The sequence below is a fragment of the Nonomuraea sp. CA-218870 genome, assembly GCF_050936535.1.
Taxonomy (GTDB): Bacteria; Actinomycetota; Actinomycetes; order Streptosporangiales; family Streptosporangiaceae; genus Nonomuraea; species Nonomuraea corallina.
In genome coordinates this window covers 203,498-215,709 of sequence record NZ_JBNJMN010000002.1, presented here as the reverse complement: position 1 = coordinate 215,709, position 12,212 = coordinate 203,498, and the positions used below count along the sequence as shown (strand labels likewise).

Annotated in this window: 13 protein-coding genes; 6 read left to right on the top strand and 7 right to left on the bottom strand. The window is 66.6% G+C overall.

Annotation, left to right across the window (positions count from 1 at the left end; all coding sequences use genetic code 11):
* Positions 1 to 9 precede the first annotated feature (9 nt).
* Positions 10 to 882 carry a hypothetical protein gene (locus tag ACQEUU_RS29670; protein ID WP_433072392.1) on the top strand — a complete coding sequence of 291 codons (873 nt, stop codon included), beginning with the start codon at positions 10 to 12 and terminating at the stop codon, positions 880 to 882.
* A gap of 184 nt (positions 883 to 1,066) precedes the next feature.
* On the opposite strand, the gene ACQEUU_RS29665 is transcribed toward ACQEUU_RS29670, so the two are convergent.
* From ACQEUU_RS29665 to ACQEUU_RS29655, 3 genes are all read right to left on the bottom strand, one after another.
* Complete coding sequence (locus ACQEUU_RS29665; RefSeq protein WP_371249775.1) at positions 1,067 to 1,405, bottom strand: hypothetical protein; 339 nt, start codon at positions 1,403 to 1,405, stop codon at positions 1,067 to 1,069.
* Positions 1,406 to 1,442: 37 nt separating this feature from the next.
* Complete coding sequence (locus tag ACQEUU_RS29660; protein WP_433072391.1) at positions 1,443 to 2,393, bottom strand: hypothetical protein; 951 nt, start codon at positions 2,391 to 2,393, stop codon at positions 1,443 to 1,445.
* A 902-nt stretch (positions 2,394 to 3,295) separates the two neighbouring features.
* Positions 3,296 to 4,021, bottom strand: a complete 726-nt coding sequence (locus ACQEUU_RS29655; RefSeq protein ID WP_433072390.1) for an AfsR/SARP family transcriptional regulator — start codon at positions 4,019 to 4,021, stop codon at positions 3,296 to 3,298.
* Positions 4,022 to 4,573: 552 nt separating this feature from the next.
* On the opposite strand from ACQEUU_RS29655, the gene ACQEUU_RS29650 reads away from it, so the two are divergent.
* The gene (locus ACQEUU_RS29650) at positions 4,574 to 5,575 is read left to right on the top strand and encodes a LuxR C-terminal-related transcriptional regulator (protein WP_433072389.1); all 1,002 of its coding nucleotides are present in this window, start codon (positions 4,574 to 4,576) and stop codon (positions 5,573 to 5,575) included.
* Between the two features lie 16 nt (positions 5,576 to 5,591).
* Positions 5,592 to 7,424, top strand: coding sequence for a S9 family peptidase (locus ACQEUU_RS29645; protein WP_433072388.1), 1,833 nt, complete (start codon positions 5,592 to 5,594; stop codon positions 7,422 to 7,424).
* A 65-nt stretch (positions 7,425 to 7,489) separates the two neighbouring features.
* Here the strand turns inward: ACQEUU_RS29645 and ACQEUU_RS29640 are convergent, their stop codons facing one another.
* Both ACQEUU_RS29640 and ACQEUU_RS29635 read right to left on the bottom strand, forming a co-directional pair.
* The gene (locus tag ACQEUU_RS29640; protein WP_329588360.1) at positions 7,490 to 7,759 is read right to left on the bottom strand and encodes a hypothetical protein; all 270 of its coding nucleotides are present in this window, start codon (positions 7,757 to 7,759) and stop codon (positions 7,490 to 7,492) included.
* 77 nt (positions 7,760 to 7,836) lie between these two features.
* Positions 7,837 to 8,283 carry an ATP-binding protein gene (locus tag ACQEUU_RS29635; protein WP_433072387.1) on the bottom strand — a complete coding sequence of 149 codons (447 nt, stop codon included), beginning with the start codon at positions 8,281 to 8,283 and terminating at the stop codon, positions 7,837 to 7,839.
* A 510-nt stretch (positions 8,284 to 8,793) separates the two neighbouring features.
* Here ACQEUU_RS29635 and ACQEUU_RS29630 point away from each other — a divergent pair.
* Positions 8,794 to 9,366, top strand: coding sequence for a hypothetical protein (locus ACQEUU_RS29630; protein WP_433072386.1), 573 nt, complete (start codon positions 8,794 to 8,796; stop codon positions 9,364 to 9,366).
* Positions 9,367 to 9,639: 273 nt separating this feature from the next.
* Here ACQEUU_RS29630 and ACQEUU_RS29625 read toward each other — a convergent pair whose 3' ends face one another.
* Entirely contained in the window at positions 9,640 to 9,858 is a 219-nt protein-coding gene (locus ACQEUU_RS29625) for a hypothetical protein (RefSeq protein WP_433072385.1), read from the bottom strand.
* 86 nt (positions 9,859 to 9,944) lie between these two features.
* Between ACQEUU_RS29625 and ACQEUU_RS29620 the strand changes: the two genes are divergently transcribed.
* Both ACQEUU_RS29620 and ACQEUU_RS29615 read left to right on the top strand, forming a co-directional pair.
* A complete protein-coding gene (locus tag ACQEUU_RS29620; protein WP_433072384.1) occupies positions 9,945 to 10,196 on the top strand; it encodes a GntR family transcriptional regulator in 252 nt (83 codons plus the stop codon).
* Between the two features lie 207 nt (positions 10,197 to 10,403).
* Entirely contained in the window at positions 10,404 to 11,666 is a 1,263-nt protein-coding gene (locus tag ACQEUU_RS29615) for an IS256 family transposase (protein ID WP_433074401.1), read from the top strand.
* Positions 11,667 to 11,753: 87 nt separating this feature from the next.
* Here ACQEUU_RS29615 and ACQEUU_RS29610 read toward each other — a convergent pair whose 3' ends face one another.
* Positions 11,754 to 12,206, bottom strand: coding sequence for a hypothetical protein (locus tag ACQEUU_RS29610; protein ID WP_433072383.1), 453 nt, complete (start codon positions 12,204 to 12,206; stop codon positions 11,754 to 11,756).
* Between the last annotated feature and the right edge of the window lie 6 nt (positions 12,207 to 12,212).

Here is a 12,212-nt window from a genome sequence, read left to right as displayed (position 1 = left end):
GCTCTTCGGATGCTGCGATTACTGGTGACTTTGCTGGCGGTGACCGCACTCGCCAGAGGCGACCATCTCCTTCTTCAAAGCCTCACGTTCGACGACTACGCCACCCGCGCCGTCTGGACCTGGCGGCTTAGCGGCGCGGCCGAGATCTGGCGCAACGGCTTTGTCCCGATGGGCGGCCTGAGCCAGATGCAGCAGAACGTGAAGGAGCAGATTCTGCGTGATGAGGAGTACGGCTTCGCCGTGGCCGGCCCGCTCCCCGCCACTCCGAAGGAGGCGTGGATCCGCTGGGACGATGGCTCCACCATTCGGGTCCCCGTGATCAGTGCACGCCAGGCGCTGGTCGCGCTGTCCCCCTACGAAACCGAGGCCTCAGTCCAAGACGATCAGGCGTACAAGATGACCTCGGCGACGTTCACGACCATGCGTCTGCGAACCCTGCGCGGCATCGCCACCGTACCGGCGTGGCGGCTGTACTTCTCGAACCTGCCTGGCCCCATTGATCACCTCGCGGTCGACCAAACAACGCTTGGCACCATCGAGGGCGCCGTCGGTCGCGACCGGCCCTACGAAGTCACAGGCTTCCAGATGCTCGACGAACAGACGCTGCGTGTGAGCTACGACTACGGCGTCTGTCTCGGCCGGAGTACGCCGACCGTCCGCCTGCGGTCGAACGAGCGGGACGATGTCGTGGTCCTCGGAGTCGAGGTTCACCAGCACATTCCCAACGGCCTGTGCGCGGGGGTCGGAAAATCTGGCGAGGGCGTCGTACGGCTCGGGGAGCCGCTGGGCGATCGAGTGGTGCTGGATGCGAAAAGCCGAGGGCCCATCTGCCTCCATTGGTCGGCCCCCTGCCACGCCGGGCAATCTACAAGCGCGTCCTGACACCGACCGCCGCCGTCCGACACGACCCAACTTCCCAGCCCGCCGCCCGATCACTGATCCGGCTCGTGCCTGTGGCGCGATCGCCATTCGCCCGCCGTAGCGACGCTGCGGGACGACACACCTCCTGCAGGCGTGAGGCGGGGCGGGTCAGCCACAGCCGCCCCGCCCCCTCCTTCGCCGTATGTCAGATGTCGCCACCTCGTAGGCGACAGGTGCGCTCGTCGGCCGGGTCCAGGAGGATCGCGGGCAGCTTCTCCATTCCGAGGTCCAGGGCGCGGTGTATGCGGTGCCAGCCGTCGATCACCAGGCGGTTGCCGGGAGGCAGCGCGCACGGGAGCGGGACGACCAGGATGGGTTTGGTCAGGTCGACCGTCGCGGCGTGCTTGGGGTCGATGCGGATGAGGTCCTTGACGCCGGTCAACGTCCGGATAGCAGCCGGGCGTACTGGGTGGCGTCGGGCCAGGCGGGTGGCCAGGTCTACATCCCATGCCCACCCCAGGAGGGTGAACATCTCATCGGACATGGTTTCTCCTTTCATTCCAGGGACGTTGGGGCCCTGGCTAGGTGTTCTGGGGCTTGGCCGTGCGGAAGCGGTTGGGGCGCTCGCTGACGAGCTCGGCCTCGCCGTTACGGGCGAGGGTGTCCAGAGCGTTGGCGACCGCCCCGGAGGAACGGCCGAGCACCTTCGCGATCTCGTTCGCGGTGAACGTCAGGTCGGGGTACTTCGTCAGGTGAGCGACGACGTCCGGGCGCAGTGGCCGAGGTGCGCTACGGTCCCCATCCCGCGAGGAACCCCACCCGGTGGTGGTCTTGGGCTGGGTAGTGCGAGTGGCCTTTCGTACGTCTGCCGTACCGCTGTAGATGGCCTCCAGGCCGGTGCTGAACGCCGTGTCGTCATCAGACAGCAGGGCTGCGTATGTGGTGGTCACGGCGTTGAGCAGGTCGGTCAGGGCGCGGCGCGTGTCTTCGATCGTGCGAGCCTTGGCCAAGGTCGCGGCGGCCTGCTGGCGGCGGGCTTCCTCCTCCGCCTGGGCACGGGCCAGCTCGGCCTCGGCCGCCGCGCGGCGGTCGGCCTCCTGTTCGAGGATGCGCATGGCGTCTGTGAGAGACATGGTGGGCGCCGGGGCGTCCTCAGCGGTGGCGTCGGAGGCTTCCGGCGCCGTCGGGGGCTCGTTGCTCTCGTCTGCTGTTACGGCGGCGTCAGCGGTCGTGTCTGGAGGGACGTCGCCATCCTGATCACGCGCATCGTCGGCGAGGATCGGAGACCACGTGTCCGGCAGGGCGCGGCCTTCCTCGGAACGCCCGCCGGGGGTGCGGATGGCGCGGCCTGCCTCGGCGAACGCCGTCAGTGCCTTGGTCGCGGTCGGCCGCGAGACACCGGCCGCCTCGGCGATCATCGTGACGGATGCGGCCGGGGCGGCGGTCAGCGCCTCCCATACCTTGGCCGCCGTGCCTTCGGGGCGAAATTCGGCCGAGGCGTCGGCCTTCTCGGCCATCGTGTTCGTCGTCATTTCTTTTCTCCTTGACCTGGGATGCGGCCCCGGAATTATCCTGGGGCCAATTCGTTCGTACATGACGACTATTTCTCGACCCCGAATGCGAAGCAAGCCGATCCGGGCGTGCGCAGGTAAAAATAAATGACTCGCGACCGCCCGGCCAGGCAATAAATCGCCGCCGATTCTCATACCCCGATCGGTTAGGGCCTTGCAGCTCAACGGGCAACACAAAGAGCTGAACAGAAATCGTTGGACTTACGAGTTGTTGAGCGGAGCCATAGAGTATTCATCGATGGGATCAAAACGATCAGGGTTCGCTTCATGGCGAGTAGTCGACTCGTAAGGCGAGTCGGGCGAGCCACCGGTAGCCCGTGCGGCCCCATCCAGCTGCGCGCGCTCGCCGGCGCGGGAGTACCTGTCAAGGCGGCGGCCCGAACGGTAGGGCGATCGGCACACCGACCGGCGGCCCGAGCGACAGAGCGCAAAGTTCGCGCAACGAGGGCTTCCCGCCTCCGGAAGCCGGGCTCCTCACAGTGGGCTTGCCCGTACTCTGAGGGGGTGGGACCAACCGGATAGCAGCCGGTTGGTCCCACTTCTCGTGAAGGCCGGCGTGGCCTGGTGCATGCCAGGTCAGGTGGCCACGCCGCAGGGCGCCTCGCAGCCGCGTGCTGCGGCATGCACGCCACTGCGAGGCGTTCTTCGCCCCCGGATGCCTGTGCCCCTCACTGGCACCGGCAGTGAGGGGCACCAGAGCCACCGAAATTACTTACCTCGGCGACCCTTCCGGTTCAACCTGTAATAAACGCATGGGCGCACCCCCTTTCAATTATGCGTGCGCGTACGCACGGTTATATGAGGACCCACCTCAGCGCCTGTCGTCAAGCCATCAACAAGAGCCATTCCGACGGCTCAGCTGCTCACACGAAGCCAGTAACACCGCGATAGAGCTGCTCTGTTTGCGAGGACGGTTTTCTACCTCGGGCACGCAGCCGTTCGCGGAGTTCGTCATAGCAGTAGTGAATGGCTTGGAGCCTGCCGAGGCGGGCATAGACCTCCATTCGCCTGCGGTACAGATGTTCGGCGACGCCGTCGAGTTCGGTGGCGCGTTCGAGGTAAGCAATCTCGGCTTCGGGCTGCTCCTCCAGATCGGCGAGCTGGGCGAGGGCTTGGACGACGGCACGGTTGAGAGCGTCCGCCGCGTTCCGCGCCCAGCCATGCGGAACGTCGGGGAGGTAGGGGCCGGTGTAGAGGTCCGCGGCGGCGATCAGCGCTGCAACCTTCTCCGGGCCCTTGGCCCGCGCCGCGGTGGTGAGGAGGTCGCGGATCTGCCAGACGTCGCAGGTGTAGAGGTCGGGGTTGATCCGGTATCCGGTGCTGCCCATGAACTGGATGACGATCCGCCCGTAGTTACCGGGCATCCCGAGCGCCTCGCACATCTTGGCCCGCGTCGCCTTGAGCAGCCCGGCGAACCGGTCATGCGGAGCCTCGGCCTCCGGCCAGAGCTTGTCGCCGGCCGCGTTCTTGGTCAGCAGAGAGGAGCGGTGCTCGGCGAGCAGACCGAGGAGGGCCCAGGTGTCGGTTCCCCAACCGCCCGCCGTACGGTTTCGCCCCTCGATGACGCACTGGCCCACAAGGCGGATCACGCCACGCCGGTCAGCTACCGAGTTGCGCAGGACAGCTGTGGACCTGGTGGACGTAATGGCCGGTTCCGACGCGGGAGCTTCAGCGGGAGGAAGCACCGCCGGGGCACCATGTGGGCCTACGAGCGTAGGAACCGCCGCTGCCTCAGGGCGGACGTCGGCGGGTTGCTGCGCCGTACGGCTGCGCGAACCGAACGGGCCGAACATCACCAGGAGCCCGGCCAGGCTCCGCATTGCCCACGATCGTCTGGCGAGTGCCCTCGCCGTCGTTCTAACGAACTGCCGCCGCATGCTGCCTCCCTTGCCGCTCTTGAGCGTTCGCACTGATCAGATCGCGCACGGCATCGGATCAGAGAGCCTGAAACTCTCCACGGCGTCTACTGACCAGGGGCAGGACGTCCAGGATCATGGAAACGCCTCGCACAGCGGGGCTACGGGCCCCAGAACGCGGTGGTGAAAACCCACCATCGCGCGGAACCACTCACCCTCGACACGGCCCACAAAGGAGCATCACCGTAAGCATCGAAGCCACTACCCTCTGTCCGGGGGGTGTCAGTGGACGGGCAGAATCAGATCAACGCACAACGCCTGCTCGCGGGCGTTGTGCCGGACGAGATCTTCGCGTCGTACTCCAAGCTGCTCGCGGAGGACGGCTGTCCGGAGAGCGACGCCGCGTCCCTGCTGGGAAGCGCTGAGCAGGTGGCGGAGCTGACCGCCCGCGGGATGGCGCATCTGCGGCCGGACGGTCCACTGCTGCCGCCGCGTCTCATACCCGCGCCGCCCGAGCTCGCGCTGCAGGGCGTTCTGTCGGAACTCTCGCGCCGTCTCGTCAACGATCAGGAGCGGCTGCTGGCCGGGCACAAGCGGCTGAGCGACTTCCATCAGACGTCCGCGGCGTCGTCTTCGAGTTCTGGGATGGAAAGGCTCGTGCAGATCGTCACCGATCGGGACGAGATCAGCCGCCTGTCGTACGCGCTCATCAACGCCGCTCGGCACGACTGGCTCACTCTGGACAACTACGTCCTGGAGGCGCCCGTCGAGGACAGCACGGGGTACGCGCCGCTGCCGGTGTTCGAAGGCCAGGTGCAGTGCCGCGCCATCTACGAGATCCGCTGCGCGGAGCATCCGATCGGCGCGAAGACGATCGAGGCCGCGGTGGCCGCCGGTGAGCAGGCGCGGCTGCTGCCCCGCATCGGGATGAAGATGAAGCTCGCGGACGAGGCGGTCGCGCTCCTTCCGCTCACGCCCACGGGGATGGGCGGGGCGTTGCTCGTACGCTCGCCGGTCATCGTCGGCGCCCTGCGGGAGTATTTCGAGCTGCTGTGGGAGAAGGCGATCCCGTTCGGGAGCACGAAGGCCGCCGGGCCGCTCACGCCGGCACAGGCGCAGGTGCTGCAGCTGCTCACCCAAGGACTGTCCGACGAGGCGATCGCCCGCCGAATGGACATCAGCGTCAACACCATGCGCAGACACTGGACCGCCATCCGCGATGAGCTGGGTGTGGAGACCCGCTTCGCCGCAGGAGCCGCAGCGGTACGCCGCGGCTGGATCGACTGACTCGAGAGGCTGTCACATGCTCGGATACCTGGACTTCGTACCTCAGCAGCGATTCCAGCGCACCCTTGCGCTGTCTCCTGATGGCCGATTGGTCGCCTACTCCAGCCACGCCTCCGGCCACTACGACCTTTGGGTCGTCCCCGTAGCCGGCGGCGAACCGCGCCGGGTGACGGGTTTCGACAACCGGACGGTACGGCAGTTCGCCTGGACACCCTCCGGCAGCCAGCTCGTCTTCACCGCTGATGAAAACGGGGACGAGCAGTTCCGCATCTACATAGTCGCTCTGCAGGGCGGCGAACCGAGCGAGGTCAGCTCAGGGCCGGACTGCCAACGTATCTTGGCCGAGTCGCCCTTCGACCCCACCGGTCGTTTCCTGGCCTACACCGCCAACGACCGCGATCCCGCCGCCCAGGACCTCGTCGTCCATGACCTGACAACCGGCGAGCTCCGCCGCTTCACGCCGCCCGAAGGGGTCGCTTTCGAGGCCGTCAGCCTCTCCCCCGACAGCCGCTGGCTGCTGTCGACCGGTTTCCGTTCCAACACCGACATCGCTGTCTACCTCACCGATCTCGACGACCCGGACGCCAAGCCCGTCTGTGTGACGTCCGCCCTCGGCGAGGGTGTCTTCGAACCCGGTGCTTGGGCTCCGGACTCCAGCGGCTTCCACCTGCTCACCGACCACTGGAGCGAGTTCACCGCCGCCGCCTTCTACGACCTCGAAGCCAAGTCCCTGCACGCGATCGCCGCCCCGAACTGGGACGTCGAAACGCTCGACGTCGCCGCAGACGTACGCATCTGGTCCGTCAACGAGGGCGGCCGCTCTCGCCTGCACGCCGAACGCAACGGCTCCCCGCTTCCGCTTCCTGAGATCCCCCCTGGCGTCATCTCGGCGCTCTCTCTGGCACCGGACGCCTCCTTCGCGGTCCTCCTGATCGACTCGGCGGCGCGGCCGGCCGAACTCGCGGTCCTGGACCTGGCCCACCACGACTTCCGCTACCTCACCGACACGCGCCCCGCGGCCCTGCGTGTCATCAGGCCAATCGTCCCCGAGCTGATCACCTACCCGGCCCGCGACGGGCGCGACGTCCATGCCCTGCTCTACCGTCCGGACGGCCCAGGACCTCACCCGGTCCTGCTGTCCGTCCATGGTGGCCCGGAAGCCCAGGAACGCCCCATCTACGCCCGCTCGGGCCTCTACCAGCACCTTCTTCACCAGGGGATCGCCATCCTGGCTCCCAACGCCGCCGGCTCGACCGGGTACGGCACCGCCCACCAGAAGCTCATCTACCGCGACTGGGGCGGCATCGACCTCGACGACCTGGACCACGGCATCCGGTACCTGGAGAGCCTCGACTGGGCCGACACCAGCCGCCTAGCCGTCATGGGGGCGTCCTACGGCGGATTCGCCGCCCTGTCCTGCCTGGCCCGCCTGCCCTACTCATGGGCCGCGGGGGTCTCCATCTGCGGTCCCAGCAACCTCGTCACCCTCGCCAAGGCGTCGCCCCCCACCTGGAAGACCTTCGTCGCAACCGTCCTCGGAGATCCCGACACCTGCGCCGAACAGCTCCTTGAGCGCAGCCCTGTCACACACGCCGACGGCATCACCGCTCCCCTGTTCGTCATCCAGGGCGCCCACGACCCGCGCGTCCCCCAGGCCGAGTCCGACCAGATCGTCACCCGCCTGCGCGAACGCGGCGTCGAAGTCCGCTACGACATCTATCCCGACGAGGGCCACGGCTTCACCAACCGCGCCAACGAGCTCAAGGCGTACGAGGCCATCAGCGCTTTCCTCTATGCCCACCTCATCGCCATCGGTGCCGACAGTCCCGAAGCGCTCAGCGTGGGGTGACGCCCTAATGAGATAGGTGCCCGTCCGAGAACCGGACGGGCACCATCAATCACGCGATCCCGTTTTCAGACGCCACCGTCCGCACCGTCGTTGAGTCTCAACCTGCTGGCCGCGGGCAGGAGCAGGGACAGCGGGCCGAGGTGGTACTCAACCCGCATCTCGCGGACGTTCTCTTCGATGCCTTCAAGTACGCAGTCGAGGCTGAGGTTGAAGTCGCCGATCTCGTCGCTGCTCGCGTAGACGAAGGCCACGTCGCACATCAGCGCGAACAGCTGCGCGCGTACGTCACCGTCGTACCACGGGTAGAGCCTGTTCAGGACGGTCCCGAAGTCCATGGTGCTCAAAGTTCGCCCCTCTTCGTGTTGGATCTCTCGGTACGACGAGGTCGGCCTGATAGCAGCAGGCCGACCCCTCATCCCGCCCCGGCTCCCGTTCGCTCGACGTTCTTGGCTTCGAGGTCGAGGTGGACCCAGACCGTGTGCCCGGTTGCCGGGGTCCCGATCTGGGAGAGCTGCACGACGAGATCCCTGACGATCGCGAGCCCGAACCCGCCTACCGTCAGCTTCCCGTCAGTCGGTCGACGGTCGAACAGCGGTACGCCTGCTCCCCCGAGGTCGCACACCCCGAGGTAGGCCGGGCCGTTCTCCGGGAGGTGGACTTCTACCCCGAACCAGCCTCCGGCGAGGCCGGACCTGGTGTGCAGCAGGGCGTTCGTCGAGAGCTCGGAGACGATGAGTGCGGCATCATCCTCGCGGCCCGTTCCATCGAACAGCGCCTCGACCACGCGCCGCACGCGAGCCACCTGATCGTGTTCACCGGGGAACACAGCTCGCCAATCCATGCGGTCGGACGAGCGCATCCATTCCCATCGTTTCGTTGTGTACGGTATTTCGATCATTCGCGGCGTTCCTCCTGTCGTCGGTGGCCGTCGCACCCGGGCGGACACGACCGGCCCAATGAGCGCTCGACTTCATGTGAAGGGTCAAGTCATCCAGTACGTGCGGGGCTGCTCAGGAAGATCCATAGCGGTGTGGTGGCTCAGGACGTCACCCGCGGCGTACCCCTCTCCTGAGGCGAGCACCTCCAGTGACCGGACAGATGCTCATGCCGGGTGCTCCGAGAGCTTGTCGGGCCCTGGCCTCTGCCCCCGCGTGGTGTGGGTGCGCTGTGATCCCGAGTCGATGCGCGAGTACATCGAGTTCCGCAGGAGCGGCTCGTGATGCCTGGAAACTGTCAACTGGCAGACGTACGTCAGCGGCCTCAACACCGACACCAGCCCACCGACCGAGCACATCACCGTCGACAACCGCCTCAGCGTCGCGATCAGCCTCGCCGACAAGACGTGCGAGACCCTGAAACGGATCCTCACATGATGGGCGTCGTACTGTACGGGCCACCCGCCAGCGGCAAGAGCGCCACCACCGTCGCCCTCGGCGAAGTCGACCCGAGGTTCGCCCTGGTACGCAAGCTCAAGGTAGGGAACCGGCGCGGCACCGAGTATGAGTTCGTCAGCGCCGAGGAACTCACCCAGCTCCGGGCCGCCGGGCGGCTGTTGATCGAAACTCACCGCTACGGCAACAACTACGCCATCGACCGCCACCACATCGACCGGCTCACCGCAGCCGGGCAGGTGCCGATCGTCCACCTGGACAACATCGCCGACATCCGCCGCCTGATCCAGTCCGCGCCGTGGCTCGTCGTACTGCTCTGGACCCCCGCCAGGTCTGTGAGCAGCGCTCCCGCCAGCGTGGCGACAGCGACACCACCAATCGCCTCCAAGCATGGGACGAAACGCTGGCTGACCTGCACACCAACGACAGCGAGCTGTTCCACCGCCGCTTCACACCGATCTGGCCACCCCGCAAGAGATCGCCCAGCAGACTGCCGGCGTCTTCTTCAACCAGCGCGCGAGCACTCCGTAGTCACTGCGCCTCGCCGCTGAGGATCTGCCCCCACAGCTTATGTGCGGCGCGAGCGGGCATCCACGCGCTCTCCAGGATGCTCGCGGGGTCCCTGGTCGGGTGGCACCGGACGAACCACAGACCCCCGGACGTGCAGAACTCGAACATCGGGTACCTACACGAGCACGAATGGTCGCGGATCCGCAGCCGGTCAGCCCGAGGCAGGATCGGCGACCACTCCACTCGTACCGCCCCCACTCGGTCAGCCGGCACATGGGGGCCGTGATGCTTGAAGTGCGGGGGCGGGCCGACACTCACGACCTCACCGCCATCTGAGTCTGATCCCGAAGCAGCGACACGAAGACCTCCGCGTCGTCTGCACTGACGGTCTGCCACAGACCCTTGTCGATGTCGGCATCCCGGAGATGGACACCGCGCCGGGTCGCGTAGAAGACGCCCGCGTCGCTACAGAACAGCGACCAGGCCGGGAACGCCGCGCGAAGTATGTCGAGGTCATAGCCGCGTGCTGACATACAGTCACCGTACAGTCCTATGTATACCCACGTCTATCCACGTAGGCGAGCGTGGGGCGACCGGGCCGGTTTTCTACCGTTGACCCATGTTCGAGTTCGAGCCCGACCGGCCGAAGTGGCAGCAGGTGGCAGACGTCATTCGTCAGCGCATCCAGTCCGGCACCTATCCGCCCAAGTACCTGGTCTCCGAGCTCTCACTCGTCCAGGAATTCGGCATCGCTCGCGACACTGCCCGCAAAGCGGTACGCGCCCTCCGCGAAGAGGGCCTCCTCTACACCATCCCGCACATGGGCAGCTTCGTCAGCCCACCGTCTGACGCCGAACCTGCACACAGCTGAACGCCCCAACGCCCGAGCAGGCTGCATGACGTGAGCAGGCGGATCGCCAACAACGACCCGGACGCGCACGAGCTGAACAGCCTCGTGCCTTCTGTCAACAACGTGGCCCTCAATGAGGCTGGCGCCCCGGGACTGTAAAACTAACGGCGGATCTGATGATCAAGGAAGAGACGCTTGATGTCCGAGACCGCCGTGGAGTCGCTGTCCATGAACGAACTGCCTGTCGAGCCGGATCGCTCGCTGACGGACGAGCAGTTGATCTCGATGCTCGTGAACCGGGCCCGCAGCGACGGGCTGCAGCTGACCGGTGAGGGCGGCCTGCTGCAGCAGCTGACCAAGCGGGTGCTGGAGTCGGCCCTGGAAGGCGAGATCACCGATCATCTGGGCTATGGCAGGCACGACCCGGCCGGGAAGAACAGCGGCAACAGCCGCAACGGCACCCGTAGCAAGACCGTGGTGACCGATGTCGGCCCCGTAGAGGTGCGGGTGCCGCGTGATGTAGCGGGCACGTTCGAGCCCCAGCTCGTTCGCAAGCGGCAGCGCCGGCTGTCCGGCGTGGATGAGATGGTCCTGTCGCTTTCGGCCAAGGGGCTGACCCATGGGGAGATCTCCGCCCACCTGGCCGAGGTGTACGGGGCGAACGTGTCCAAGCAGACCATCTCCACCATCACCGACAAGGTCATGGACGGCATGGCCGAATGGCAGAACCGGCCGCTCGATCGCGTGTACCCGGTCCTGTTCGTGGACGCGATCAACGTCAAGATCCGGGACGGTCACGTCGCCAACCGGCCCATCTACCTGGTCATGGCCGTCACCGTCGAGGGGCACCGCGACATCCTGGGTATCTGGGCCGGCGACGGCGGTGAGGGCGCCAAGCACTGGCTGGCGGTGCTGACCGAGCTGAAGAACCGCGGCGTCGACGACGTGCTCATGCTGGTCTGCGACGGGCTCAAGGGCCTGCCGCAGGCGGTGGAGGCGGTCTGGCCCCGCACGATCGTGCAGACCTGCGTGATTCACCTGCTGCGCAACTCGTTCCGCTACGCATCCCGGCAGGACTGGGACAAGATCGCGCGTGCGCTCAAGCCCGTCTACACCGCCGCGACCGAGGAGGCGGCGCTGGAGCGGTTCTATGAGTTCTGCGAGACCTGGGGGCGCAAGTACCCGGCGATCGTGCGCCTGTGGGAGACCAGCTGGGCCGAGTTCGTGCCCTTCCTGGCCTTCGACGTCGAGATCCGCAAGGTGATCTGCTCCACCAACGCGATCGAGAGTGTCAACGCCCGCATCCGCAAGGCCGTGCGGGCCCGCGGCCACTTCCCGAACGAGAACGCCGCCCTGAAGTGCGTGTTCATGGCCCTGATGAGCCTCGATCCCACTGGGCAGGGCCGCAAGAGATGGACCATGCGCTGGAAAGCGCCCTTGAATGCCTTCCAGATCGCCTTCGAAGGCCGCCTCACCCCTGCCAACCTCTGACCACTTCAACAACCAAGATCAGCCGTTAAGTTGACACTCCCGGCGCCTCCTCCTGATCCGCCATACCGACAGCGGGCCGTGTCCCGGTCACGGGGGCGGAAGTTCTTCGATGGTCAGGTCGGAGAAGACCAGGGTGAGGTCGTGCACGTTGGTCTCGATCCGGACTTCATGGAAATCGATGCCGATGGCTGCGGCCCAACTGCGGGCGGTGGGTGAGTCGGTGATGAGCGTGGCGCCGGGATAAAGCTCCTGCCAGTTGACGCCCCAGACGTATCCGTCGAGCTCGACGCCGGTTTCGTAGGTGGTGAGCCGGTCATCGAGCGAGACCCGCCAGGTGTGGGCCGGCAGCGCGGTGGTGCAGGTGGCCTGCACGCAGTACCGGAACAGATAACGCCGCGTCGCCGGCGTGGTCCCGGTTCGGTGATCGGACATCGGCAGGATCACGAGCTGGTAGTCGCGCAGGTGATCCACGAAGCCATGCCGCAGCAGGGCCTGGTCGAAAAGATCGTCTAACGCCTGCTCCAGCTTGATCACGTCCATGGACGC

Bases quoted from the DNA above. Each gene is read 5' to 3' on its own strand.
- ACQEUU_RS29670 (WP_433072392.1), top strand. From the start codon at position 10: ATGCTGCGATTACTGGTGACTTTGCTGGCGGTGACCGCACTCGCCAGA.
- ACQEUU_RS29665 (WP_371249775.1), bottom strand. From the start codon at position 1,405: ATGTCCGATGAGATGTTCACCCTCCTGGGGTGGGCATGGGATGTAGAC.
- ACQEUU_RS29660 (WP_433072391.1), bottom strand. From the start codon at position 2,393: ATGACGACGAACACGATGGCCGAGAAGGCCGACGCCTCGGCCGAATTT.
- ACQEUU_RS29645 (WP_433072388.1), top strand. From the start codon at position 5,592: ATGCTCGGATACCTGGACTTCGTACCTCAGCAGCGATTCCAGCGCACC.
- ACQEUU_RS29640 (WP_329588360.1), bottom strand. From the start codon at position 7,759: ATGGACTTCGGGACCGTCCTGAACAGGCTCTACCCGTGGTACGACGGT.
- ACQEUU_RS29635 (WP_433072387.1), bottom strand. From the start codon at position 8,283: ATGCGCTCGTCCGACCGCATGGATTGGCGAGCTGTGTTCCCCGGTGAA.
- ACQEUU_RS29630 (WP_433072386.1), top strand. From the start codon at position 8,794: ATGATGGGCGTCGTACTGTACGGGCCACCCGCCAGCGGCAAGAGCGCC.
- ACQEUU_RS29625 (WP_433072385.1), bottom strand. From the start codon at position 9,858: ATGTCAGCACGCGGCTATGACCTCGACATACTTCGCGCGGCGTTCCCG.
- ACQEUU_RS29620 (WP_433072384.1), top strand. From the start codon at position 9,945: ATGTTCGAGTTCGAGCCCGACCGGCCGAAGTGGCAGCAGGTGGCAGAC.
- ACQEUU_RS29615 (WP_433074401.1), top strand. From the start codon at position 10,404: ATGAACGAACTGCCTGTCGAGCCGGATCGCTCGCTGACGGACGAGCAG.
- ACQEUU_RS29610 (WP_433072383.1), bottom strand. From the start codon at position 12,206: ATGGACGTGATCAAGCTGGAGCAGGCGTTAGACGATCTTTTCGACCAG.